This window comes from Streptococcus pneumoniae, from assembly GCF_001457635.1.
In the GTDB taxonomy this organism is placed as follows: Bacteria; Bacillota; Bacilli; order Lactobacillales; family Streptococcaceae; genus Streptococcus; species Streptococcus pneumoniae.
Window position 1 is genome coordinate 1150276 of sequence record NZ_LN831051.1, and the last position, 23556, is coordinate 1173831.

Genomic DNA, 23556 nt, shown 5'->3' on the forward strand with positions numbered 1-23556 from the left:
TTTTCTGTAGAAATGGGACTATCTTTTGCTCTGGTCTTGTGTTATACTAGATAGGTTGCAAAGAAAACAGTACTTTTCTTTTGTGGAAAAGAAGCAACACGATTTTATATCTAGTTATATGAAAATACGTCATAAAAAGAAAAGTATAAACTAAGCCCTATAGGGTGGCTTCGCACCACCTTTAGAAAGAAGAATAACGTGAAATTTAATGAATTAAACTTGTCTGCTGATTTGCTGGCAGAAATTGAAAAAGCTGGTTTTGTAGAAGCTAGTCCTATCCAAGAACAAACTATTCCTTTGGCCCTTGAAGGCAAGGATGTTATCGGTCAAGCTCAGACTGGTACAGGAAAAACTGCAGCCTTTGGCTTGCCTACCCTTGAAAAAATCCGTACAGAAGAAGCGACTATCCAAGCCTTAGTCATCGCTCCAACTCGTGAACTAGCTGTCCAAAGTCAAGAAGAACTCTTCCGCTTTGGTCGTAGTAAGGGAGTCAAAGTCCGTTCAGTATATGGCGGATCAAGCATTGAAAAACAAATTAAGGCTCTTAAATCTGGTGCCCATATCGTGGTGGGAACTCCAGGTCGCCTCTTGGACTTGATTAAACGCAAGGCCTTGAAATTACAAAACATTGAAACCCTTATCCTTGACGAAGCGGATGAAATGCTTAACATGGGCTTCCTTGAAGACATCGAAGCCATTATTTCCCGTGTACCTGAGAACCGTCAAACTTTGCTTTTCTCAGCAACTATGCCAGATGCCATCAAACGTATCGGTGTTCAGTTTATGAAAGCCCCTGAACATGTCAAGATTGCGGCTAAGGAATTGACAACAGAATTGGTTGACCAGTACTATATCCGTGTTAAGGAACAAGAAAAATTTGACACCATGACTCGTCTCATGGATGTGGCACAACCAGAACTCGCTATTGTATTTGGTCGTACCAAACGCCGTGTGGATGAATTGACTCGTGGTTTGAAAATTCGTGGCTTCCGTGCAGAAGGAATTCATGGCGACCTAGACCAAAACAAACGTCTTCGTGTCCTTCGTGACTTTAAAAATGGCAATCTTGATGTTTTGGTTGCGACAGACGTTGCAGCGCGTGGTTTGGATATTTCAGGTGTGACCCATGTCTACAACTACGATATTCCACAAGATCCTGAGAGTTATGTTCACCGTATCGGTCGTACAGGTCGTGCTGGTAAGTCAGGTCAATCTATTACTTTTGTTGCTCCAAACGAAATGGGTTACCTTCAAATCATTGAAAACTTGACTAAGAAACGCATGAAAGGTCTCAAACCTGCAAGTGTAGAAGAATCCTTCCAATCAAAAAAACAGGTAGCTCTCAAGAAAATCGAACGTGATTTTGCAGATGAAACCATTCGTGCCAATTTTGAGAAATTTGGTAAGGATGCTCGCAAATTGGCTGCTGAGTTTACTCCAGAAGAATTGGCAATGTATATCTTGAGTCTGACAGTCCAAGACCCAGATAGCCTTCCAGAAGTGGAGATTGCACGTGAAAAACCACTACCGTTTAAACCATCAGGTAATGGTTTCGGTGGTAAAGCTAAGGGAGGTCGTGGAGGCCGTCGTGGGGACGACCGTCGAGAGCGTGATCGCCGTGGCAATGGTCGCCGTGATGAGTTCAAAAAAGGAAGTCGTGGCAACGATCGTTTTGATAAGGAAAAACGTTACCGTAAGGATAATAAAAAACCACGCAATACTTTAAGCGAAAAGCAAACAGGCTTTGTTATTCGTAACAAAGGTGATAAATAAGAAAAAGCGGTTCAAAATGAATCGCTTTTTTATATAAGGAGACCGAATGTGAAAAAGACAAATAAAATTATTATATTATCTTTTATAATATTATGATACACAAAAATAGGCAACTTGTCAATAGAAAAGGAACAATTTAATTAAAAATATTCTGGTTTTTAATTAAATTGTAAGTCAATGCAAGTCAATAAGGAATTTTCAGATAATTATTGAAAAAGAGACGTTTTTATGTTATAATGATAGCGATTAAATTCGAGGTGAAAAATGGCACATTTATTAGAAAAAACTAGAAAAATTACATCAATTTTGAAACGCTCAGAGGAGCAGTTGCAGGATGAGCTTCCTTACAACGCTATTACGCGTCAGTTAGCGGATATTATTCATTGCAATGCCTGCATTATCAATAGTAAGGGACGTCTGCTTGGCTATTTTATGCGTTATAAAACAAATACAGATCGCGTAGAGCAATTCTTCCAAACTAAGATTTTCCCAGATGACTACGTTCAAGGGGCTAATATGATTTACGAAACAGAAGCAAACTTACCTGTTGAGCATGATATGAGTATTTTCCCTGTTGAGAGTAGAGATGATTTTCCAGATGGCTTGACGACTATTGCACCGATTCATGTATCGGGGATTCGCCTTGGTTCTTTGATTATTTGGCGTAATGATAAAAAATTCGAAGATGAGGACTTGGTTCTTGTTGAGATTGCCAGTACCGTTGTTGGGATTCAGCTTCTTAACTTCCAACGTGAAGAAGATGAGAAAAATATTCGTCGTCGTACTGCTGTCACCATGGCGGTCAATACCCTTTCTTACTCCGAACTCCGTGCTGTTTCAGCAATTTTAGGGGAATTAAATGGAAATGAAGGGAAGTTGACTGCGTCAGTGATTGCAGATCGTATCGGAATCACTCGCTCTGTGATTGTCAATGCTCTTCGTAAACTTGAGTCTGCGGGGATTATTGAAAGTCGCTCACTTGGAATGAAGGGAACCTATCTTAAGGTCTTGATTTCAGATATTTTTGAAGAAGTGAAGAAAAGAGATTACTAATGACAAAGGCTTTAATTTCGATTGATTATACAGAAGATTTTGTTGCTGATAGTGGGAAACTAACAGCAGGTGCTCCAGCTCAGGCGATTTCGGATGCCATCAGCAAGGTAACTCGATTAGCTTTTGAACGAGGAGATTATATCTTCTTTACTATTGATGCTCATGAAGAAAACGATTGTTTCCATCCGGAAAGTAAGTTATTTCCTCCTCATAATCTGATTGGGACGAGTGGACGGAATTTATATGGAGATTTGGGGAACTTTTATCAAGAGCATGGTTCAGACAGTCGTGTCTTTTGGATGGATAAACGCCATTACTCAGCTTTTTCAGGGACTGACCTAGATATTCGTTTGAGAGAGCGTAGAGTGTCTACCGTTATCTTAACAGGTGTCTTGACGGATATCTGTGTCCTACATACAGCTATAGATGCCTATAATCTAGGATATGACATCGAGATTGTTAAACCAGCTGTTGCTTCCATCTGGCCTGAAAATCATCAATTTGCCCTAGGTCATTTCAAAAATACACTCGGAGCTAAGTTAGTAGATGAAAATCTAAATGAACTTTCTGAGTAACCTGGTTGGTGAAAATGAAAAAATTTGAAAAAAAGTGTTGACAAGCATCCCAAAAGTTGATATACTAGTAAAGTAATCGATGCGGGGATGGCGGAATTGGCAGACGCGCAGGACTAAGGATCCTGTGACCGCTTTAGGTCGTGAGGGTTCAAGTCCCTCTCTCCGCATAGGAAAAGAGTTAGCTAAAGCTAGCTCTTTTGTATTTCTCTAAAAAATTAGAATCCAGTCAAATGTAGTGGAGAATCAGCGAAAATATGGGAAAACTGATCCTTGTTTCTGCTTTTGTCATAGAAGAATAATAAAGATTATCTTCTTCAAATTCTCCGATATTCTCTAAAGTTTTGTGCAAGTTGCACAGAACTTTTTTATTTTTTTGGTCATCTTGCCATAGAAATATAAAGCGTTTTCATATATAATATAATTATCAAAAGACAAAAGGAGTTCACCTCATGGTAGAATTGAATCTTAAAAATATTTACAAAAAATATCCAAACAGCGAACACTATTCAGTTGAAGATTTCAACTTGAACATCAAAGATAAAGAATTTATCGTTTTCGTAGGACCTTCAGGATGTGGTAAATCAACTACACTCCGTATGATTGCTGGTCTTGAAGACATTACAGAAGGTACTGCATCTATCGATGGCGTGGTTGTCAACGACGTAGCTCCAAAAGACCGTGATATCGCCATGGTATTCCAAAACTACGCTCTTTACCCACACATGACTGTTTATGACAACATGGCTTTCGGTTTGAAATTGCGTAAATACAGCAAAGAAGACATTAACAAACGTGTTCAAGAAGCAGCTGAAATACTTGGATTGAAAGAATTCTTGGAACGTAAACCAGCTGACCTTTCAGGTGGTCAACGTCAACGTGTTGCCATGGGGCGTGCGATTGTCCGTGATGCGAAAGTATTCTTGATGGACGAACCTTTGTCAAACTTGGATGCCAAACTTCGTGTATCAATGCGTGCTGAAATCGCTAAAATTCACCGTCGTATCGGAGCTACAACTATCTATGTAACTCACGACCAAACAGAAGCGATGACACTTGCAGACCGTATCGTTATTATGTCAGCTACTAAGAACCCTGCTGGTACAGGTACTATCGGACGTGTAGAACAAATCGGCACTCCTCAAGAAGTTTACAAAAATCCAGTTAACAAATTCGTTGCAGGATTCATCGGAAGCCCAGCTATGAACTTCATCAACGTGAAATTGGTTGGTAGCGAAATTGTTTCTGACGGTTTCCGTTTGAAAGTGCCAGAAGGAGCATTGAAAGTTCTTCGTGAAAAAGGCTACGAAGGAAAAGAATTGATCTTTGGTATCCGTCCAGAAGACGTGAATGCAGAACCTGCTTTCCTTGAAACATTCCCAGACTGTGTTGTAAAAGCGACTATCTCTGTATCAGAACTGCTTGGTTCAGAATCTCACCTTTACTGCCAAGTTGGTAAAGACGAGTTTGTTGCAAAAGTTGATGCTCGTGACTACTTGCAAACAGGTGCAACAGTTGAGCTTGGATTTGACTTGAACAAAGCACACTTCTTCGATGTAGAAACTGAAAAAACAATCTACTAAAATAAATAAAATTCAAAGCACTACAAGAAAAGATATTTCTTTATCAATTGTAGTGGAGAGATATCAGTTAATCTAGGGAGAGAAACAAAATGCTTCTCTCCTTTTTGCTAGGGAAGTCATATTATGCATCTATATTGTGATGCTCTTTAATACTCTTCGAAAATCTCTTCAAACCACGTCAACGTCGCCTTGCCGTACGTATGATTACTGACTTCGTCAGTTTTATCTGCAACCTCAAAGCTGTACTTTGAGCAGTTTACGGCTAGTTTCCTAGTTTGCTCTTTGATTTCCATTGAGTATTATTTGTGGGTACCATCTACAAGTGAAGCTATATGCGTAAACTACGTGAGCAATTGAATTCGAACTAGAGAGGTAATAATAAATTTATGCTATAGTTATGGTGACTTGTATGCTTTTGATTCTAGTTTATCAAATAATAGATTAGAATTGTCAGATAATATCATTTTGTGTTATAATGAAGAAAAAACAGAGGTGTTCAAATGTCAGAAGCAGGTCATAAGTTTTTAGCAAAATTGGGGAAAAAACGCTTACGTCCAGGTGGAAAGCGTGCCACAGATTGGTTAATTGCAGAAGGAGGATTTTCAAAAGAAAAGAGAATACTAGAGGTTGCGTGTAATAGGGGAACTACAGCAATTGAGTTGGCACAGCGTTTTGGTTGCAAGATAACTGCTGTTGATATGGATGCTCAAGCTTTAGAAGTGGCTAAAAAATCTGCTGGAACGGCAGGTGTTGCTCATTTAATCAGTTTTGAAAGAGCAAATGCAATGAAACTTCCTTATCAAGATGCTAGTTTTGATATTGTTATAAATGAAGCTATGCTGACTATGCAAGCCGATCAAGCTAAGAAAAAATGTGTAATGGAATATCTAAGGGTATTAAAACCTGGAGGTCTTCTCTTGACACATGATGTACTTCTTAAGGAAGCTAAAGAGTCTATCAGACAGGAATTATCACAAGCAATTCATGTAAATGTAGGTCCTTTAACTCAAGATGGTTGGGAACAGGTGATGATAGAATCAGGTTATTGTGATGTGAAAGCATTGACTGGTGAAATGACATTAATGAAATTATCGGGTATGATTTATGACGAAGGTTTGCTAGGAACTTTGAAAATTTGTGTAAATGCTTGTAAAAAGGAGAATAGAAAGCAGTTTTTAACTATGTATAAAATGTTTGCTAAGAATAAACAGAAATTGGGCTTTATTGCGATGGCTAGTTATAAATCGTCAAAACGTTAGATAATTATTGAAGTTAACTTTTCCTTTTTTCTTTCTTAAAAAATATGCTATAATAGAGAGTAAAAAACTTTGAAAGAAAGAAAAAGATGAATTTAAAAGATTACATTGCAACAATTGAAAATTATCCAAAGGAAGGCATTACCTTCCGTGATATTAGTCCTTTGATGGCTGATGGAAATGCTTATAGCTACGCTGTTCGTGAAATCGTTCAGTATGCTACTGACAAGAAAGTCGACATGATCGTGGGACCTGAAGCTCGTGGATTTATCGTGGGTTGTCCAGTTGCCTTTGAGTTGGGAATTGGTTTTGCGCCTGTTCGTAAGCCAGGTAAATTGCCACGCGAAGTTATTTCTGCTGACTATGAAAAAGAGTACGGTGTCGATACCTTGACTATGCACGCGGATGCCATTAAGCCAGGTCAACGTGTTCTTATTGTAGATGACCTTTTGGCGACAGGTGGAACTGTTAAGGCAACTATCGAGATGATTGAAAAACTTGGTGGTGTTATGGCAGGTTGTGCCTTCCTTGTTGAATTGGATGAATTGAACGGCCGTGAAAAAATTGGTGACTACGACTACAAAGTTCTTATGCATTATTAATGAAAACAGTCCCTAGGGCTGTTTTCTCTACACTAGGATATAAAAATAGACTATAACTAGTTAGAGAAAAACTATAATTGAAAACTATATCTTCTTACAGTATAATAAAAGGACTAAGTGTTTGAGATTTGTCTTCAAACATATGCAATTATTCCTGAAAGAGTACAGTTAGGAGAGGGTTATGCCGATTCGAATTGATAAAAAATTGCCAGCTGTTGAGATTTTACGGACAGAGAATATCTTTGTCATGGATGATCAACGTGCTGCCCACCAAGATATCCGTCCTTTGAAGATTTTAATTTTAAATCTCATGCCACAGAAAATGGTCACAGAGACCCAGTTGTTGCGCCACTTGGCTAATACACCCCTACAACTGGATATTGATTTTCTCTATATGGAGAGCCACCGTTCTAAAACAACTCGTTCAGAGCACATGGAGACCTTCTATAAAACTTTTCCTGAAGTCAAGGATGAGTATTTTGATGGGATGATCATCACGGGTGCTCCAGTTGAGCATTTACCATTTGAGGAAGTGGACTATTGGGAGGAATTTAGACAGATGCTTGAGTGGTCTAAGACTCATGTCTATTCGACCCTTCATATCTGTTGGGGGGCTCAGGCTGGGCTTTATCTGCGCTATGGTGTAGAAAAATACCAGATGGACAGTAAGCTATCAGGTATTTATCCTCAGGACACCCTAAAAGAGGGTCACCTTCTATTTAGAGGCTTTGATGATAGCTATGTATCCCCTCATTCACGGCACACGGAGATTTCTAAGGAAGAGGTCTTAAACAAGACCAATCTCGAGATTTTATCAGAAGGACCTCAGGTTGGGGTTTCTATTTTGGCCAGTCGTGATTTACGAGAAATTTATAGTTTTGGTCATTTGGAGTATGACCGTGATACCTTGGCAAAAGAGTATTTTCGAGATCGTGATGCAGGTTTCGACCCACATATTCCAGAAAATTACTTTAAAGATGATGATGTTAATCAGGTACCTTGTCTTTGTTGGTCTTCATCTGCAGCCCTCTTTTTCAGTAATTGGGTAAACCATGCGGTCTATCAGGAGACGCCTTTTGATTGGAGAAAGATAGAAGATGATGCATCTGCATATGGGTATTTATAAGAGGAATTATGACATATTTAGACGCTTTTAAATCAGGTATCTTGGTTTTACCGAGTGCCCTGCTCTTGCATTTTAAGGAACTCTTTCCTTCTAGCGACGATTTTCTGGTTTGGCAATTTTTCTATTTGCAAAATACGACAGGCTTAGAAGAAATGTCGCCAAGCCAGATTGCTGAAAGGATTGGCAAGGAAATTTCGGATGTCAACCAGTCCATTTCTAATCTGACGGAAAGGGGACTGCTCCAGTATCGTACTATCGAATTAAATGGCGAAATTGAATTGCTCTTTGATGCTAGTTTGGCCTTGGAACGTTTGGATGACCTGTTTGGAGCAGTTCATTCAAGTTCAGACCAGCTGACACCTCAAAACCAGCTCAAGGATTTGGTGGAAACCTTCCAGCAGGAGTTGGGACGATTGTTGACGCCTTTTGAGATTGAGGATTTGACCAAGACACTAAAGGAAGATGGAACCAGTGCTGACTTGATTAAGGAGGCTCTTCGTGAAGCTGTTTTGAATGGAAAACCAAACTGGAAGTACATTCAGGCGATTTTGAGAAACTGGCGCCATGAAGGAATCAAGAGTGTGGCTCAAATTGAGGCCAAGAGAGCAGAAAGAGAAGCAAGCAATCCTCAGTTGACACAGGTATCTGCAGATTTCATAAATGCCATGGATCTCTGGAAGGATTAATCCATGCAAGTAGGCTTGAAATCCGAGTAAGATTTGCAAGCTGTGTATAATTGTGATAGAATAAATAGAAAATAAATTGAAAAAAGAGGTATGTGAAATGTCACGTAAACCATTTATCGCTGGTAACTGGAAAATGAACAAAAATCCAGAAGAAGCTAAAGCATTCGTTGAAGCAGTTGCATCAAAACTTCCTTCATCAGATCTGGTTGAAGCAGGTATCGCTGCTCCAGCTCTTGATTTGACAACTGTTCTTGCTGTTGCAAAAGGCTCAAACCTTAAAGTTGCTGCTCAAAACTGCTATTTTGAAAATGCAGGTGCTTTCACTGGTGAAACTAGCCCACAAGTTTTGAAAGAAATCGGTACTGACTACGTTGTTATCGGTCACTCAGAACGCCGTGACTACTTCCATGAAACTGACGAAGATATCAACAAAAAAGCAAAAGCAATCTTTGCGAACGGTATGCTTCCAATCATCTGTTGTGGTGAATCACTTGAAACTTACGAAGCTGGTAAAGCTGCTGAATTCGTAGGTGCTCAAGTATCTGCTGCATTGGCTGGATTGACTGCTGAACAAGTTGCTGCCTCAGTTATCGCTTATGAGCCAATCTGGGCTATCGGTACTGGTAAATCAGCTTCACAAGACGATGCACAAAAAATGTGTAAAGTTGTTCGTGACGTTGTAGCTGCTGACTTTGGTCAAGAAGTCGCAGACAAAGTTCGTGTTCAATACGGTGGTTCTGTTAAACCTGAAAATGTTGCTTCATACATGGCTTGCCCAGACGTTGACGGTGCCCTTGTAGGTGGTGCGTCACTTGAAGCTGAAAGCTTCTTGGCTTTGCTTGACTTTGTAAAATAATCAGTAAGTAGCAAAAGCTAGGTGGAACAGCATTCAGATGTCTGTTACATTTTTTATAGGAGAGGAAAGATTGAAAACAAAAATTGGATTAGCAAGTATCTGTTTACTAGGCTTGGCAACTAGTCATGTCGCTGCAAATGAAACTGAAGTAGCAAAAACTTCGCAGGATACAACGACAGCTTCAAGTAGTTCAGAGCAAAATCAGTCTTCTAATAAAACGCAAACGAGCACAGAAGTACAGACTAATGCTGCTGCCCACTGGGATGGGGATTATTATGTAAAGGATGATGGCTCTAAAGCTCAAAGTGAATGGATTTTTGACAACTACTATAAGGCCTGGTTTTATATTAATTCAGATGGTCGTTACTCGCAGAATGAATGGCATGGAAATTACTACCTGAAATCAGGTGGATATATGGCCCAAAACGAGTGGATCTATGACAGTAATTACAAGAGTTGGTTTTATCTCAAGTCAGATGGGGCTTATGCTCATCAAGAATGGCAATTGATTGGAAATAAGTGGTACTACTTCAAGAAGTGGGGTTACATGGCTAAAAGCCAATGGCAAGGAAGTTATTTCTTGAATGGTCAAGGAGCTATGATGCAAAATGAATGGCTCTATGATCCAGCCTATTCTGCTTATTTTTATCTAAAATCCGATGGAACTTATGCTAACCAAGAGTGGCAAAAAGTGGGCGGCAAATGGTACTATTTCAAGAAGTGGGGCTATATGGCTCGGAATGAGTGGCAAGGCAACTACTATTTGACTGGAAGTGGTGCTATGGCGACTGACGAAGTGATTATGGATGGTGCTCGCTATATCTTTGCGGCCTCTGGTGAGCTCAAAGAAAAGAAAGATTTGAATGTCGGCTGGGTTCACAGAGATGGTAAACGCTATTTCTTTAATAATAGAGAAGAACAAGTGGGAACCGAACATGCTAAGAAAGTCATTGATATTAGTGAGCACAATGGTCGTATCAATGATTGGAAAAAGGTTATTGATGAGAACGAGGTGGATGGTGTCATTGTTCGTCTAGGTTATAGCGGTAAAGAAGACAAGGAATTGGCGCATAACATTAAGGAGTTAAACCGTCTGGGAATTCCTTATGGTGTCTATCTCTATACCTATGCTGAAAATGAGACCGATGCTGAGAATGACGCTAAACAGACCATTGAACTTATAAAGAAATACAATATGAACCTGTCTTACCCTATCTATTATGATGTTGAGAACTGGGAATATGTAAATAAGAGCAAGAGAGCTCCAAGTGATACAGACACTTGGGTTAAAATCATCAACAAGTACATGGACACGATGAAGCAGGCGGGTTATCAAAATGTGTATGTCTATAGCTATCGTAGTTTATTACAGACGCGTTTAAAACACCCAGATATTTTAAAACATGTAAACTGGGTAGCGGCCTATACGAATGCTTTAGAATGGGAAAACCCTTATTATTCAGGAGAAAAAGGTTGGCAATATACCTCTTCTGAATACATGAAAGGAATCCAAGGGCGCGTAGATGTCAGCGTTTGGTATTAAGCGATGATTTGAAAGAGGGATGTGATAGTAGCACCCTCTTTTTCTTTGTTTTATGATAGTTCATCCTCGAGTAAATTCAAGATCTTGCTCGGAAATGAAGCTTATATAGTAGATTGAATATAGACAAAGACCTTGTGATTGGTAAAACATTTTAGAAATTCATTTACCTTTCCTAATCGACTTGGTTTCATCTTATTTCAATCTATTATAGTATTGGGGAATTTCTTCAAACCACATCAGCTTGGTCAGTTCTACCTGCGACCTCAAAACTTGTGCTTTGGTCAAGCTGGGTTTAGTTTCCTAGTTTGCTGATGGATTTCCATTGACTATAAGCATCCAACCCTCTTTTTTGTCTTCTAAAGAATTCTTAAATTATCAGTCTATTGCAACTTTTCTCATATAAGTTCTTTGTCTTGCTATTAGTTTTCCTTAGTAGTATACTAAGGTAGTAATCATTAAGAAGTGGTTACAAAAAATAATGAATGAGGTAAAGAAAATGGTAGAATTGAAAAAAGAAGCAGTAAAAGACGTAACATCATTGACAAAAGCAGCGCCAGTAGCATTGGCAAAAACAAAGGAAGTCTTGAACCAAGCTGTTGCTGATTTGTATGTAGCTCACGTTGCTTTGCACCAAGTGCACTGGTATATGCATGGTCGTGGTTTCCTTGTATGGCATCCAAAAATGGATGAGTACATGGAAGCTCTTGACGGTCAATTGGATGAAATCAGCGAACGCTTGATTACACTCGGTGGAAGCCCATTCTCTACATTGACAGAGTTCCTTCAAAATAGTGAAATCGAAGAAGAAGCTAGTGAATACCGTAATGTTGAAGAAAGCTTGGAACGTGTTCTTGTTATCTACCGTTACTTGTCAGAACTTTTCCAAAAAGGTTTGGATGTCACTGATGAAGAAGGTGACGATGTGACAAACGGTATCTTTGTAGGCGCTAAAACTGAAACAGATAAAACAATTTGGATGCTTGCAGCCGAACTTGGACAAGCACCTGGTTTGTAAGAAATAAGGAAACATAGATAAATCTGTAGGAAATTTCTTACAGATTTTTTCTATTTTGTAAGCTATTCCAAACCAGTCTTTTTTTGAGTTTTTTGATAAAATAGTACTATCAGTGAAAAGGATGGAAGTATGACTAAGAAAATCGTAGCTATTTGGGCCCAGGATGAAGAGGGTGTGATTGGTAAGGAAAATCGTCTGCCTTGGCATTTGCCAGCAGAATTGCAGCACTTTAAAGAAACAACTCTGAATCATGCTATCTTGATGGGGCGTGTGACCTTTGATGGGATGGGGCGTCGCTTGCTTCCAAAACGGGAAACCTTGATTTTGACGCGTAATCCGGAAGAAAAGATAGATGGGGTTGCTACTTTTCAGGACGTCCAGTCTGTTCTTGACTGGTATCAGGCTCAAGAAAAGAATCTCTACATTATTGGTGGGAAGCAAATTTTTCAGGCTTTTGAACCTTACCTTGATGAAGTGATTGTCACTCACATTCATGCTCGTGTGGAAGGAGATACCTATTTCCCTGAAGAACTTGACTTGTCTCTTTTTGAGACAGTTTCAAGCAAATTTTACGCCAAAGATGAGAAGAATCCTTATGATTTTACCATCCAATACCGCAAGAGAAAGGAACTCTAATGGAACGGAGTTTATTTGGTCTATTCACGGCTTTTCTGTGTTTCATCTGCTTTCTGGCAGGAGCACAAGCTTTTCGTAAAAAGCGTTACGGGCTTTCTATCCTCCTTTGGTTAAATGCCTTTACCAATCTGGTCAATAGTATTCATGCTTTTTACATGACCTTATTTTAGATAGAATGACAGTATAGAATGGAAGGAAATCATGTCTACAAATAGAAAAAATGATATGATGGTTTATTGCTCATTTTGTGGCAAAAACCAAGAAGAAGTACAAAAAATAATTGCTGGCAACAATGCTTTTATTTGTAATGAATGCGTGGAGTTAGCTCAGGAAATCATTCGAGAAGAATTGGTTGAGGAAGTCTTGGCAGACTTGTCTGAGGTGCCAAAACCAATTGAACTCCTCCATATCTTGAACCACTATGTAATTGGTCAAGATCGTGCCAAGCGTGCCTTGGCAGTGGCGGTTTATAACCACTACAAACGCATCAATTTCCACGATACACGCGAAGAGTCAGAAGATGTAGATTTGCAGAAGTCAAACATTTTGATGATTGGCCCAACTGGTTCAGGGAAAACTTTCCTTGCCCAGACCTTGGCTAAGAGCTTGAATGTGCCTTTTGCTATTGCGGATGCGACAGCTCTGACGGAGGCTGGTTATGTGGGTGAGGATGTGGAAAATATCCTCCTCAAACTCTTGCAGGTTGCTGACTTTAACATCGAACGTGCAGAGCGTGGCATTATCTATGTGGATGAAATTGACAAGATTGCCAAGAAGAGTGAGAATGTGTCTATCACACGTGATGTTTCTGGTGAAGGGGTGCAACAAGCCCTTCTCAAGATTATCGAGGGAACTGTTGCTAGCGTGCCGCCTCAAGGTGGACGCAAACATCCACAACAAGAGATGATTCAAGTGGATACAAAAAATATCCTCTTCATCGTGGGTGGTGCTTTTGATGGTATTGAAGAAATTGTCAAACAACGTCTGGGTGAAAAAGTCATCGGATTTGGTCAAAACAATAAGGCGATTGATGAAAACAGCTCATATATGCAAGAAATCATCGCTGAAGACATTCAAAAATTTGGTATTATCCCTGAGTTGATTGGACGCTTGCCTGTTTTTGCGGCTCTTGAGCAATTGACCGTTGATGACTTGGTTCGCATCTTGAAAGAGCCAAGAAATGCCTTGGTGAAACAATACCAAACCTTGCTTTCTTATGATGATGTTGAGTTGGAATTTGACGACGAAGCCCTTCAAGAGATTGCTAATAAAGCAATCGAACGGAAGACAGGGGCGCGTGGACTTCGCTCCATCATCGAAGAAACCATGCTAGATGTTATGTTTGAGGTGCCGAGTCAGGAAAATGTGAAATTGGTTCGCATCACTAAAGAAACTGTCGATGGAACGGATAAACCGATCCTAGAAACAGCCTAGAGGTGACTATGGAACTTAATATACACAATGCTGAAATCTTGCTCAGTGCAGCTAATAAGTCCCACTATCCGCAGGATGAACTGCCAGAGATTGCCCTAGCAGGGCGTTCAAATGTTGGTAAATCCAGCTTTATCAACACTATGTTGAACCGTAAGAATCTCGCCCGTACATCAGGAAAACCTGGTAAAACCCAGCTCCTGAACTTTTTTAACATTGATGACAAGATGCGCTTTGTGGATGTGCCTGGTTATGGCTATGCTCGTGTTTCTAAAAAGGAACGTGAAAAGTGGGGGTGCATGATTGAGGAGTACTTAACGACTCGGGAAAATCTCCGTGCGGTTGTCAGTCTAGTTGACCTTCGTCATGACCCGTCAGCAGATGATGTGCAGATGTACGAATTTCTCAAGTATTATGAGATTCCAGTCATCATTGTGGCGACCAAGGCGGACAAGATTCCTCGTGGTAAATGGAACAAGCATGAATCAGCAATCAAAAAGAAATTAAACTTTGACCCAAGTGACGATTTCATCCTCTTTTCATCTGTCAGCAAGGCAGGGATGGATGAGGCTTGGGATGCAATCTTAGAAAAATTGTGAGGAAAAGAAAATGGCAAAAACAATTCATACAGATAAGGCCCCAAAGGCTATCGGACCCTATGTTCAAGGAAAAATCGTTGGCAACCTTTTGTTTGCTAGCGGTCAAGTTCCCCTATCCCCTGAAACTGGGGAAATTGTAGGAGAGAATATCCAAGAACAGACAGAGCAAGTCTTGAAAAACATCGGTGCTATTTTGGCAGAAGCAGGAACAGACTTTGACCATGTTGTCAAAACAACTTGCTTCTTGAGCGATATGAACGACTTTGTTCCTTTTAATGAGGTTTACCAAACGGCCTTCAAAGAGGAATTCCCAGCTCGTTCAGCTGTGGAGGTAGCTCGTCTTCCTCGTGATGTAAAAGTCGAAATTGAAGTCATCGCAGAGATTGGATAAGCTAGTTGAAGTTTGGTGTTGCCAAACTTCTTTTGATATAAGGAGAAAAAGATGACAAAGAAACAACTTCACTTGGTGATTGTGACAGGGATGAGTGGCGCAGGGAAAACTGTAGCCATTCAGTCCTTCGAGGATCTAGGTTATTTCACCATTGATAATATGCCGCCAGCTCTCTTGCCTAAGTTTTTGCAGCTGGTTGAAATTAAGGAAGACAATCCTAAGTTGGCCTTGGTAGTGGATATGCGTAGCCGTTCTTTCTTTTCAGAGATTCAAGCTGTTTTGGATGAGTTGGAAAATCAAGATGGTTTGGATTTCAAAATCCTCTTTTTGGATGCGGCTGATAAGGAATTGGTCGCTCGTTACAAGGAAACCAGACGGAGTCACCCACTAGCAGCAGACGGTCGTATTTTAGATGGAATCAAGTTGGAACGTGAACTCTTGGCACCTTTGAAAAATATGAGCCAAAATGTGGTGGATACGACTGAACTCACTCCACGTGAGCTGCGCAAAACCCTTGCAGAGCAGTTTTCAGACCAAGAACAAGCCCAGTCTTTCCGTATCGAAGTCATGTCTTTCGGATTTAAGTATGGAATCCCGATTGATGCGGACTTGGTCTTTGATGTCCGTTTCTTGCCAAATCCCTATTATCTACCAGAACTGAGAAACCAAACGGGTGTGGATGAACCTGTTTATGATTATGTCATGAACCATCCTGAGTCAGAAGACTTTTATCAACATTTATTGGCCTTGATTGAGCCGATTCTGCCAAGTTACCAAAAGGAAGGTAAGTCCGTTTTGACCATTGCCATGGGATGTACGGGTGGACAACACCGTAGTGTGGCATTTGCTAAACGCTTGGCGCAGGACTTATCCAAGAATTGGTCTGTTAATGAAGGGCATCGCGACAAAGACCGCAGAAAGGAAACGGTAAACCGTTCATGAGAAAACCAAAGATAACGGTGATTGGTGGAGGGACTGGAATTCCCGTCATTCTAAAAAGTCTGCGGGAAAAAGATGTGGAAATCGCAGCTATCGTGACGGTGGCAGATGATGGTGGTTCTTCAGGTGAACTCCGAAAAAATATGCAACAGTTGACACCGCCAGGTGATCTTCGTAATGTCCTTGTGGCCATGTCGGATATGCCTAAGTTTTATGAGAAGGTCTTTCAGTATCGGTTCTCTGAGGATGCCGGAGCCTTTGCTGGCCATCCATTGGGAAATCTCATCATTGCTGGCTTGTCAGAAATGCAGGGTTCAACCTATAATGCCATGCAGTTATTGAGCAAATTTTTCCATACAACAGGGAAAATTTATCCTTCCAGTGACCATCCTTTGACCCTTCATGCAGTCTTTCAGGATGGGACAGAAGTGGTTGGAGAGAGTCATATTGTAGACCATCGAGGCATAATTGACAATGTCTATGTGACTAATGCTCTAAACGATGATACGCCTCTGGCCAGCCGTCGAGTAGTGCAGACCATCCTTGAAAGTGACATGATTGTCCTAGGGCCAGGTTCCCTCTTTACCTCTATTTTGCCCAATATCGTGATTAAGGAAATTGGGCGGGCTCTTTTGGAAACCAAGGCAGAAATTGCCTATGTCTGCAATATTATGACCCAACGTGGAGAGACGGAACACTTTACAGATAGCGACCACGTGGAAGTCTTGCATCGTCACCTTGGTCGCCCTTTTATCGACACTGTCTTGGTGAATATTGAAAAAGTGCCTCAGAAATACATGAATTCCAACCGTTTTGATGAATACTTGGTGCAAGTGGAACACGATTTTGTAGGTCTTTGTAAGCAAGTTTCGCGCGTGATTTCATCTAACTTCCTTCGTCTGGAAAATGGCGGTGCCTTCCACGATGGAGATTTGATTGTGGACGAGTTGATGCGCATTATACAGGTGAAAAAATGAGTTTCACAGTAGCAGTAAAAGAAGAAATCCTGGGCCAACACCATCTGAGCCGGCATGAATTATCTGCCATTATCAAAATGTCTGGTAGCATCGGTCTCTCGACTTCGGGCTTGACTTTGTCAGTTGTGACAGAAAATGCCAAACTGGCCCGTCACCTCTATGAGTCCTTTCTCCATTTCTATGAAATCAAATCTGAAATTCGTCACCACCAACGGAGCAATCTTCGCAAGAATCGCGTCTATACCGTTTTTACAGATGAAAAGGTGCAGGATTTGTTAAGTGATTTGCACTTGGCAGACTCTTTCTTTGGCTTGGAAACAGGTATTGATGAGGCGATTTTATCGGATGAGGAAGCAGGTCGTGCCTATCTCTGTGGCGCTTTCTTGGCAAATGGGAGCATTCGTGACCCTGAGTCAGGCAAGTACCAGTTGGAAATCAGTTCTGTTTATCTGGACCACGCGCAAGGAATTGCCTCCCTTCTCCAACAGTTTTTACTGGATGCCAAGGTGCTTGAGCGCAAGAAGGGGGCTGTGACCTATCTCCAGCGAGCAGAAGACATTATGGACTTCTTGATAGTAATCGGAGCCATGCAGGCACGTGATGATTTTGAGCGGGTTAAGATTTTGCGAGAAACTCGTAACGACCTCAATCGGGCTAATAATGCCGAGACAGCTAATATCGCTCGGACAGTTTCTGCCAGCATGAAGACCATTAACAATATCAGTAAAATCAAAGATATCATGGGCTTAGAAAATTTGCCAGTAGATTTGCAGGAAGTGGCGCAACTGAGGATTCAGCACCCAGACTACTCTATCCAGCAGTTAGCAGATAGCCTCAGCACCCCTCTGACCAAAAGTGGTGTCAATCACAGACTCAGAAAAATCAATAAGATAGCCGATGAATTATAAAACCACGAATCCTATGTGACTCGTGGTTCTTTTTTATAAACTAGTAGAGTGTTTTGGTTGTACTTTTTGTTCAGGGTCAATGTAGTTGATAGCGTTGTTGACAGCAGTTGGAGCTTCTCCGAGGCCTGTCGCAATCAGATCAATTTTTCCGTCATAGTAGCAGCAGTCACCGATAGCATAGATACCTGCTTGGCTGGATTCCTGTTTGCTGTTGACGATAATCTTGTGACGGTTGAGGTCGAGCCCCCAGTTTTTAAGGTTACCGACAGAAGATTTGAAACCATAGTTGACAAAGAGGTGGTCTAGGTCAATGGTTTCAGTTTCATCAGATTTGACTTTTGTGATTTCAAGTTTATCAAGTGTTTTTCCATTTCCAAGGAGTTGGCTAGGGGCGAATGGTGTCTTGATGGTTACAGATGATTCTTGCAAGGCTTGAACACTGTGTTCCAAGGCACGGAAATTATCTCTGCGGTGAACAAGGGTAGTTGGTGCGATTTTTTCAAAAGCCAAAGCCCAATCCACAGCCGAGTCTCCCCCACCAAGAATCGTCACTTTCTTACCAGCGTATTGCTGAATGTTAGAAACGTGGTAGTGGATATTTTCATAGCCCTCAACCCCTTCAAGTTCCAGCGGACGTGGTTTGAAGGCACCGCCACCCATAGCGATGATGACTGTTTTAGTCAAGTGACTTCCTTTAGAAGTTGTGATGGCAAATTCTTCTTCTTGTTTGTCAATCTCAAGAACCGTTTCATTGAGATGAATAGGGGTATCAAATCCATTTAGCTGTTCAATCAAGCGGTTAGTCAACTCTTCTCCAGTCAGGTTTGGGAAGCCTGGTACGTCTAGGATTTCCTTTTCAGGGTAGAGAATAGCAGGTTGTCCACCTAGCTGGGGAAGAGAGTCGATGATTTGAACCTTGGCTTGGCGTAGGTGGGCATAAAAGGCTGCAAAAAGCCCGACAGGACCACCACCCACAATGGTAATATCATAGAGTTGAGACATAGTTTCTCCTTTGTTTTTTCTAGTCAGTTTATTTTATCATATTTTTGTTCAATGTAAACTGGACTAGGATAGGGAAAAAAATGCCAGAAAATGGTATAATAGGACGAAAGTGTTTTGATAGGGAGGATATCAGGGATGAATTTTCAACAATTATCCAATCTGCAATATTGGACCAGTTTGTTTGCAAGTCCATGGACGATAGCTATCAATCTGATTGATATTTTGATTGTTGCTTATATTTTATACCATTTTACAAAAGCTATTGCAGGAACCAAGATTATGATTTTGGTACGTGGAGTTTTGGTGTTTATTTTAGCTCAAATCCTTGCAAATATGATTGGTTTGACTATGATTTCTTGGTTAATCAATCAAATTATTACTTATGGGGTTATTGCGGCGGTTGTTATCTTCTCTCCAGAGATTCGGACTGGTTTGGAACGTTTGGGAAGAGCGACAGATTTCTTTTCCAATGCCCCTATTAGTGCTGAGGAACAGATGATTCGTGCCTTTGTTAAGTCTGTTGAATACATGAGTCCTCGTAAAATCGGGGCCTTGGTTGCTATTCAGCGTGTACGTACCTTGCAGGAGTATATTTCGACAGGAATTCCCTTGGATGCTAAGATTTCTGCAGAACTTCTCATTAACATTTTTATTCCCAACACTCCCCTACATGATGGTGCGGTGATTATCAAAGAAGAACGTATCGCTGTGACGTCTGCCTATCTGCCCTTGACAAAAAACACAGGGATTTCCAAGGAATTTGGGACCAGACACCGGGCGGCTATCGGTTTATCAGAAGTCTCAGATGCCTTGACTTTTGTTGTATCAGAGGAAACGGGAGGAATTTCGATAACCTATAATGGAAGGTTTAAGCACAACCTAACACTTGATGAATTTGAAACAGAATTACGTGAAATCTTACTTCCAAAAGAGGAAGTGGGTCTTAGTTTTAAAGAACGATTGCTAGGAGGATGGAAACATGAAAAAAAATAGTTTATATATCATATCCTCACTCTTTTTTGCTTGTGTCTTATTTGTCTATGCTACGGCGACGAATTTTCAAAACAGTACCAGTGCTAGGCAGGTAAAAACGGAAACCTATACTAATACAGTAACAAATGTCCCTATTGACATACGCTATAATAGTGATAAGTATTTTATTAGCGGTTTTGCTTCAGAAGTATCAGTGGTCTTGACTGGTGCAAATCGCCTATCGCTAGCTAGTGAAATGCAAGAAAGTACACGTAAATTCAAGGTTACTGCTGACCTAACAGATGCCGGTGTTGGAACGATTGAAGTTCCTTTGAGCATTGAAGATTTACCCAATGGGCTGACCGCTGTGGCGACTCCGCAAAAAATTACAGTCAAGATTGGTAAGAAGGCTCAGAAGGATAAGGTAAAGATTGTACCAGAGATTGACCCTAGTCAAATTGATAGTCGGGTACAAATTGAAAATGTCATGGTGTCAGATAAAGAAGTGTCTATTACGAGTGACCAAGAGACATTGGATAGAATTGATAAGATTATCGCTGTCTTGCCAACTAGCGAACGCATAACAGGTAATTACAGTGGTTCAGTACCTTTGCAGGCAATCGACCGCAATGGTGTTGTCTTACCGGCAGTTATCACTCCGTTTGATACAATAATGAAGGTGACTACAAAACCAGTAGCACCAAGTTCAAGCACATCAAATTCAAGTACAAGCAGTTCATCGGAGACATCTTCGTCAACGAAAGCAACTAGTTCAAAAACGAATTAAAAATAGAAAAGGATTTTATAACAATGGGTAAATATTTTGGGACTGATGGAGTCCGTGGAGAAGCTAACCTAGAACTAACACCAGAATTAGCCTTTAAACTAGGACGTTTTGGAGGCTATGTTCTTAGTCAACATGAAACGGAAGCGCCGAAAGTCTTTGTAGGACGTGACACACGTATTTCAGGGGAAATGCTGGAATCGGCCTTGGTGGCAGGTCTCCTTTCAGTAGGGATTCACGTATACAAACTTGGTGTCCTTGCAACACCAGCAGTAGCTTACTTGGTTGAAACTGAAGGAGCAAGTGCCGGTGTCATGATTTCTGCTAGCCACAACCCAGCCCTTGATAACGGAATCAAGTTCTTTGGCGGTGATGGCTTCAAACTAGATGATGAAAAAGAAGCAGAAATTGAAGCCTTGCTAGATGCTGAGGAAGACACTCTTCCTCGTCCAAGTGCAGAAGGCTTAGGAATCTTGGTAGATTATCCAGAAGGCTTGCGTAAGTATGAAGGATACCTTGTTTCAACTGGAACTCCTCTTGATGGAATGAAGGTTGCCTTGGATACAGCTAATGGAGCAGCTTCTACCAGTGCCCGTCAAATCTTTGCAGACCTTGGTGCCCAATTGACGGTTATCGGGGAAACACCAGACGGTCTTAACATCAACCTTAATGTTGGTTCAACACATCCAGAAGCCCTTCAAGAAGTGGTCAAAGAAAGTGGGTCAGCTATTGGTTTGGCCTTTGATGGAGACAGTGACCGCTTGATTGCTGTTGATGAGAATGGTGACATCGTCGATGGTGACAAGATTATGTACATCATCGGAAAATACCTTTCTGAAAAAGGACAATTGGCTCAAAATACAATTGTGACAACTGTTATGTCTAACCTTGGTTTCCACAAGGCCTTGAATCGCGAAGGTATTAACAAGGCAGTTACTGCAGTTGGTGACCGCTACGTTGTTGAAGAAATGAGAAAATCAGGCTACAACCTTGGTGGTGAACAGTCTGGTCACGTTATCTTGATGGATTACAATACCACAGGTGATGGTCAATTATCAGCAGTTCAATTGACTAAAATCATGAAGGAAACTGGTAAGAGCTTATCAGAGTTGGCGGCAGAAGTAACGATTTATCCACAAAAATTAGTTAATATCCGAGTGGAAAACGTCATGAAGGAAAAGGCCATGGAAGTGCCAGCTATCAAGGCCATCATCGAGAAGATGGAAGAAGAAATGGCGGGGAACGGCCGTATCCTTGTTCGTCCAAGTGGAACAGAGCCCCTCTTGCGTGTTATGGCAGAAGCGCCTATAACAGAAGAAGTAGACTACTATGTTGATACCATCACAGATGTAGTTCGTGCTGAAATTGGGATTGATTAAATCCTAGAAAACTAGATGAAAATAAAAAATTATGGTACAATAGCTTATAATATTGTAGCCGATGGAGAAAGACATGAATCTTAAACGTGAACAAGAATTTGTTAGTCAGTATCATTTTGATGCGCGTAATTTTGAATGGTAAAATGAAAATGGAGCTCCTGAAACCAAGGTGGATGTGAATTTCCAATTGCTCCAACATGACCAAGAAAATCAAGTGACTTCCTTGATTGTCATCTTGAGCTTTATGATTGTATTTGATAAGTTTGTCATTAGTGGAACAATCTCACAAGTAAACCATATCGATGGCCGTATTGTCAATGAACCAAATGAATTGAACCAAGAAGAGGTGGAAACCTTGGCTCGTCCATGTTTGAACATGCTCAATCGTTTGACTTACGAAGTGACTGAAATTGCATTAGACTTACCAGGAATTAATTTGGAGTTCTAATATGAAATTAGCTGTTTTCACAGATTCCTCTGCTTATCTCAGTGCAGAGACCTTGCAAAGAGAAGACTTGTTTGTCTTGGATATTCCTGTCAATATTGATGGTGAGGAATATGTCGAAGGCATCAATCTGTCTGCTGAGGAATTTTACCAAAAAATGGCTCAGGCTTCTGAATTGCCTAAGACCAGTCAACCAAGTATTGCCAAGTTAGATGAAATCTTAACTTCGCTCAAAGAACAAGGCTATACACATGCCTTGGGGCTTTTCCTATCTTCTGGAATTTCAGGTTTTTACCAAAATATCCAGTATATGGTCGATGACTATGAGGGCTTAACCATTGCTTTCCCAGACACTTTGATTACAAGTGCTCCCCTAGGCATCATGGTTGAAAGCGTCTTTAATTGGCGTGATCAGGGCGATGATTTTGCCAGCATTCAGGATAAGCTAGCCATTCAAATCAGCCGTACGTCAGCCTTTATCATGGTAGATGACTTGGATCATTTGGTAAAAGGTGGACGTCTTTCAAATGGGGCTGCCATTTTGGGCAATTTGCTTAGCATTAAGCCAATCCTTTATTTTAACGATCAAGGTGTGATTGAAGTTTACGAAAAAGTTCGTACTGAAAAGAAGGCCACCAAGCGCTTAATTGAAATTATCAAGGAAACAACGGCTTCAGGTCAATACCGGGTCATTGTCATTCATGGGAATGCTCCTGAAAAGGCTGAAGAATTGCGTCAGCATTTGCTTGATTTTGGCTTGGGTTCGGATGTTTCACTTGCTACATTTGGTAGTGTCATTGGAACGCACCTAGGAGCAGGAAGTATTGCTCTGGGTTATATTCCAGTGATTTAGTTGGCGCTTCTAGGCTAGTTAAGATGCCTTGTATCTTAGCAATTGAACACGGACTACCTGCTTCTTGAAAAAAGATGCCTGTCTTGCCTTTCGTGGAAAGTCAGTGCCATTCCCTATTTTTCAGGGGCAGCTAAGGTCCTTTGTATCTTGATAATTGAACACGCCTGGAACCCTG

Annotated in this window: 24 protein-coding genes, 1 tRNA gene and 1 pseudogene; 24 read left to right on the top strand and 2 right to left on the bottom strand. The window is 40.8% G+C overall.

Annotated elements, in window-relative coordinates:
• Window positions 1-198: 198 nt before the first annotated feature.
• From AT689_RS06160 to AT689_RS06180, 5 genes are all read left to right on the top strand, one after another.
• Window positions 199-1773 (top strand): DEAD/DEAH box helicase, encoded by a 1575-nt coding sequence (locus AT689_RS06160; RefSeq protein WP_000671133.1) that lies wholly within the window; start codon window positions 199-201, stop codon window positions 1771-1773.
• A gap of 264 nt (window positions 1774-2037) precedes the next feature.
• The gene (gene codY, locus AT689_RS06165; RefSeq protein WP_000940733.1) at window positions 2038-2826 is read left to right on the top strand and encodes a GTP-sensing pleiotropic transcriptional regulator CodY; all 789 of its coding nucleotides are present in this window, start codon (window positions 2038-2040) and stop codon (window positions 2824-2826) included.
• Window positions 2826-3401 carry a cysteine hydrolase family protein gene (locus AT689_RS06170; protein ID WP_000158725.1) on the top strand — a complete coding sequence of 192 codons (576 nt, stop codon included), beginning with the start codon at window positions 2826-2828 and terminating at the stop codon, window positions 3399-3401. The genes codY and AT689_RS06170 overlap by 1 nt, the downstream gene beginning before the upstream one ends.
• An 81-nt stretch (window positions 3402-3482) precedes the next feature.
• Window positions 3483-3568 (top strand) — tRNA-Leu (locus AT689_RS06175).
• Between the two features lie 282 nt (window positions 3569-3850).
• A complete protein-coding gene (locus AT689_RS06180; protein ID WP_000229959.1) occupies window positions 3851-4981 on the top strand; it encodes an ABC transporter ATP-binding protein in 1131 nt (376 codons plus the stop codon).
• Window positions 4982-5127: 146 nt separating this feature from the next.
• On the opposite strand, the gene AT689_RS12865 is transcribed toward AT689_RS06180, so the two are convergent.
• Window positions 5128-5274, bottom strand: a complete 147-nt coding sequence (locus tag AT689_RS12865; protein WP_001846606.1) for a hypothetical protein — start codon at window positions 5272-5274, stop codon at window positions 5128-5130.
• A 207-nt stretch (window positions 5275-5481) separates the two neighbouring features.
• Here AT689_RS12865 and AT689_RS06190 point away from each other — a divergent pair, with 207 nt between their 5' ends.
• The 14 genes from AT689_RS06190 (at window position 5482) to whiA (ending at window position 17946) form a co-directional block, all read left to right on the top strand.
• Window positions 5482-6240, top strand: a complete 759-nt coding sequence (locus tag AT689_RS06190) for a class I SAM-dependent methyltransferase (protein WP_001287230.1) — start codon at window positions 5482-5484, stop codon at window positions 6238-6240.
• Window positions 6241-6326: 86 nt separating this feature from the next.
• Window positions 6327-6839 carry an adenine phosphoribosyltransferase gene (locus AT689_RS06195; protein ID WP_001049323.1) on the top strand — a complete coding sequence of 171 codons (513 nt, stop codon included), beginning with the start codon at window positions 6327-6329 and terminating at the stop codon, window positions 6837-6839.
• A 181-nt stretch (window positions 6840-7020) separates the two neighbouring features.
• Window positions 7021-7965, top strand: coding sequence for a homoserine O-acetyltransferase MetA (metA, locus tag AT689_RS06200; protein WP_001122712.1), 945 nt, complete (start codon window positions 7021-7023; stop codon window positions 7963-7965).
• Between the two features lie 8 nt (window positions 7966-7973).
• Complete coding sequence (locus tag AT689_RS06205) at window positions 7974-8651, top strand: DnaD domain-containing protein (protein WP_000221583.1); 678 nt, start codon at window positions 7974-7976, stop codon at window positions 8649-8651.
• Between the two features lie 97 nt (window positions 8652-8748).
• Window positions 8749-9507: a triose-phosphate isomerase gene (gene tpiA, locus AT689_RS06210; protein WP_000087897.1), complete on the top strand. Its 759-nt coding sequence runs from the start codon at window positions 8749-8751 to the stop codon at window positions 9505-9507.
• A 37-nt stretch (window positions 9508-9544) separates the two neighbouring features.
• Window positions 9545-11050, top strand: coding sequence for a choline binding-anchored murein hydrolase LytC (gene lytC / locus AT689_RS06215; RefSeq protein WP_001846607.1), 1506 nt, complete (start codon window positions 9545-9547; stop codon window positions 11048-11050).
• Between the two features lie 496 nt (window positions 11051-11546).
• Window positions 11547-12065 carry a Dps family protein gene (locus AT689_RS06220; RefSeq protein WP_000229878.1) on the top strand — a complete coding sequence of 173 codons (519 nt, stop codon included), beginning with the start codon at window positions 11547-11549 and terminating at the stop codon, window positions 12063-12065.
• A 129-nt stretch (window positions 12066-12194) separates the two neighbouring features.
• Window positions 12195-12701, top strand: coding sequence for a dihydrofolate reductase (locus AT689_RS06225; RefSeq protein ID WP_000162483.1), 507 nt, complete (start codon window positions 12195-12197; stop codon window positions 12699-12701).
• 201 nt (window positions 12702-12902) lie between these two features.
• On the top strand, window positions 12903-14135 hold the full coding sequence (gene clpX / locus AT689_RS06235; RefSeq protein WP_000106346.1) for an ATP-dependent Clp protease ATP-binding subunit ClpX: 1233 nt from the start codon (window positions 12903-12905) through the stop codon (window positions 14133-14135).
• Window positions 14136-14143: 8 nt separating this feature from the next.
• On the top strand, window positions 14144-14731 hold the full coding sequence (yihA, locus tag AT689_RS06240) for a ribosome biogenesis GTP-binding protein YihA/YsxC (RefSeq protein WP_000422409.1): 588 nt from the start codon (window positions 14144-14146) through the stop codon (window positions 14729-14731).
• 10 nt (window positions 14732-14741) lie between these two features.
• Window positions 14742-15122, top strand: coding sequence for a RidA family protein (locus AT689_RS06245; protein WP_001140412.1), 381 nt, complete (start codon window positions 14742-14744; stop codon window positions 15120-15122).
• 51 nt (window positions 15123-15173) lie between these two features.
• Window positions 15174-16064 carry an RNase adapter RapZ gene (gene rapZ, locus AT689_RS06250; RefSeq protein WP_000163033.1) on the top strand — a complete coding sequence of 297 codons (891 nt, stop codon included), beginning with the start codon at window positions 15174-15176 and terminating at the stop codon, window positions 16062-16064.
• Window positions 16061-17038, top strand: coding sequence for a YvcK family protein (locus AT689_RS06255; RefSeq protein WP_001231093.1), 978 nt, complete (start codon window positions 16061-16063; stop codon window positions 17036-17038). The genes rapZ and AT689_RS06255 overlap by 4 nt, the downstream gene beginning before the upstream one ends.
• Complete coding sequence (whiA, locus tag AT689_RS06260) at window positions 17035-17946, top strand: DNA-binding protein WhiA (protein WP_000011276.1); 912 nt, start codon at window positions 17035-17037, stop codon at window positions 17944-17946. The genes AT689_RS06255 and whiA overlap by 4 nt, the downstream gene beginning before the upstream one ends.
• A gap of 33 nt (window positions 17947-17979) precedes the next feature.
• Here whiA and AT689_RS06265 read toward each other — a convergent pair whose 3' ends face one another.
• The gene (locus tag AT689_RS06265; RefSeq protein ID WP_000081003.1) at window positions 17980-18948 is read right to left on the bottom strand and encodes an NAD(P)/FAD-dependent oxidoreductase; all 969 of its coding nucleotides are present in this window, start codon (window positions 18946-18948) and stop codon (window positions 17980-17982) included.
• A gap of 135 nt (window positions 18949-19083) precedes the next feature.
• Here AT689_RS06265 and cdaA point away from each other — a divergent pair, with 135 nt between their 5' ends.
• From cdaA to AT689_RS06295, 5 genes and pseudogenes are all read left to right on the top strand, one after another.
• Window positions 19084-19941 (top strand): diadenylate cyclase CdaA, encoded by an 858-nt coding sequence (gene cdaA, locus AT689_RS06275; protein WP_001867651.1) that lies wholly within the window; start codon window positions 19084-19086, stop codon window positions 19939-19941.
• Complete coding sequence (locus AT689_RS06280) at window positions 19928-20707, top strand: CdaR family protein (protein WP_000742290.1); 780 nt, start codon at window positions 19928-19930, stop codon at window positions 20705-20707. Before cdaA ends, AT689_RS06280 begins: the two co-directional genes overlap by 14 nt.
• Window positions 20708-20730: 23 nt before the next feature.
• The gene (gene glmM, locus AT689_RS06285) at window positions 20731-22083 is read left to right on the top strand and encodes a phosphoglucosamine mutase (protein ID WP_000521409.1); all 1353 of its coding nucleotides are present in this window, start codon (window positions 20731-20733) and stop codon (window positions 22081-22083) included.
• 73 nt (window positions 22084-22156) lie between these two features.
• A pseudogene (locus AT689_RS06290) lies at window positions 22157-22531 on the top strand (DUF1149 family protein).
• Between the two features lies 1 nt (window position 22532).
• The gene (locus tag AT689_RS06295) at window positions 22533-23381 is read left to right on the top strand and encodes a DegV family protein (protein WP_000762065.1); all 849 of its coding nucleotides are present in this window, start codon (window positions 22533-22535) and stop codon (window positions 23379-23381) included.
• The last annotated feature ends 175 nt before the right edge of the window (window positions 23382-23556 follow it).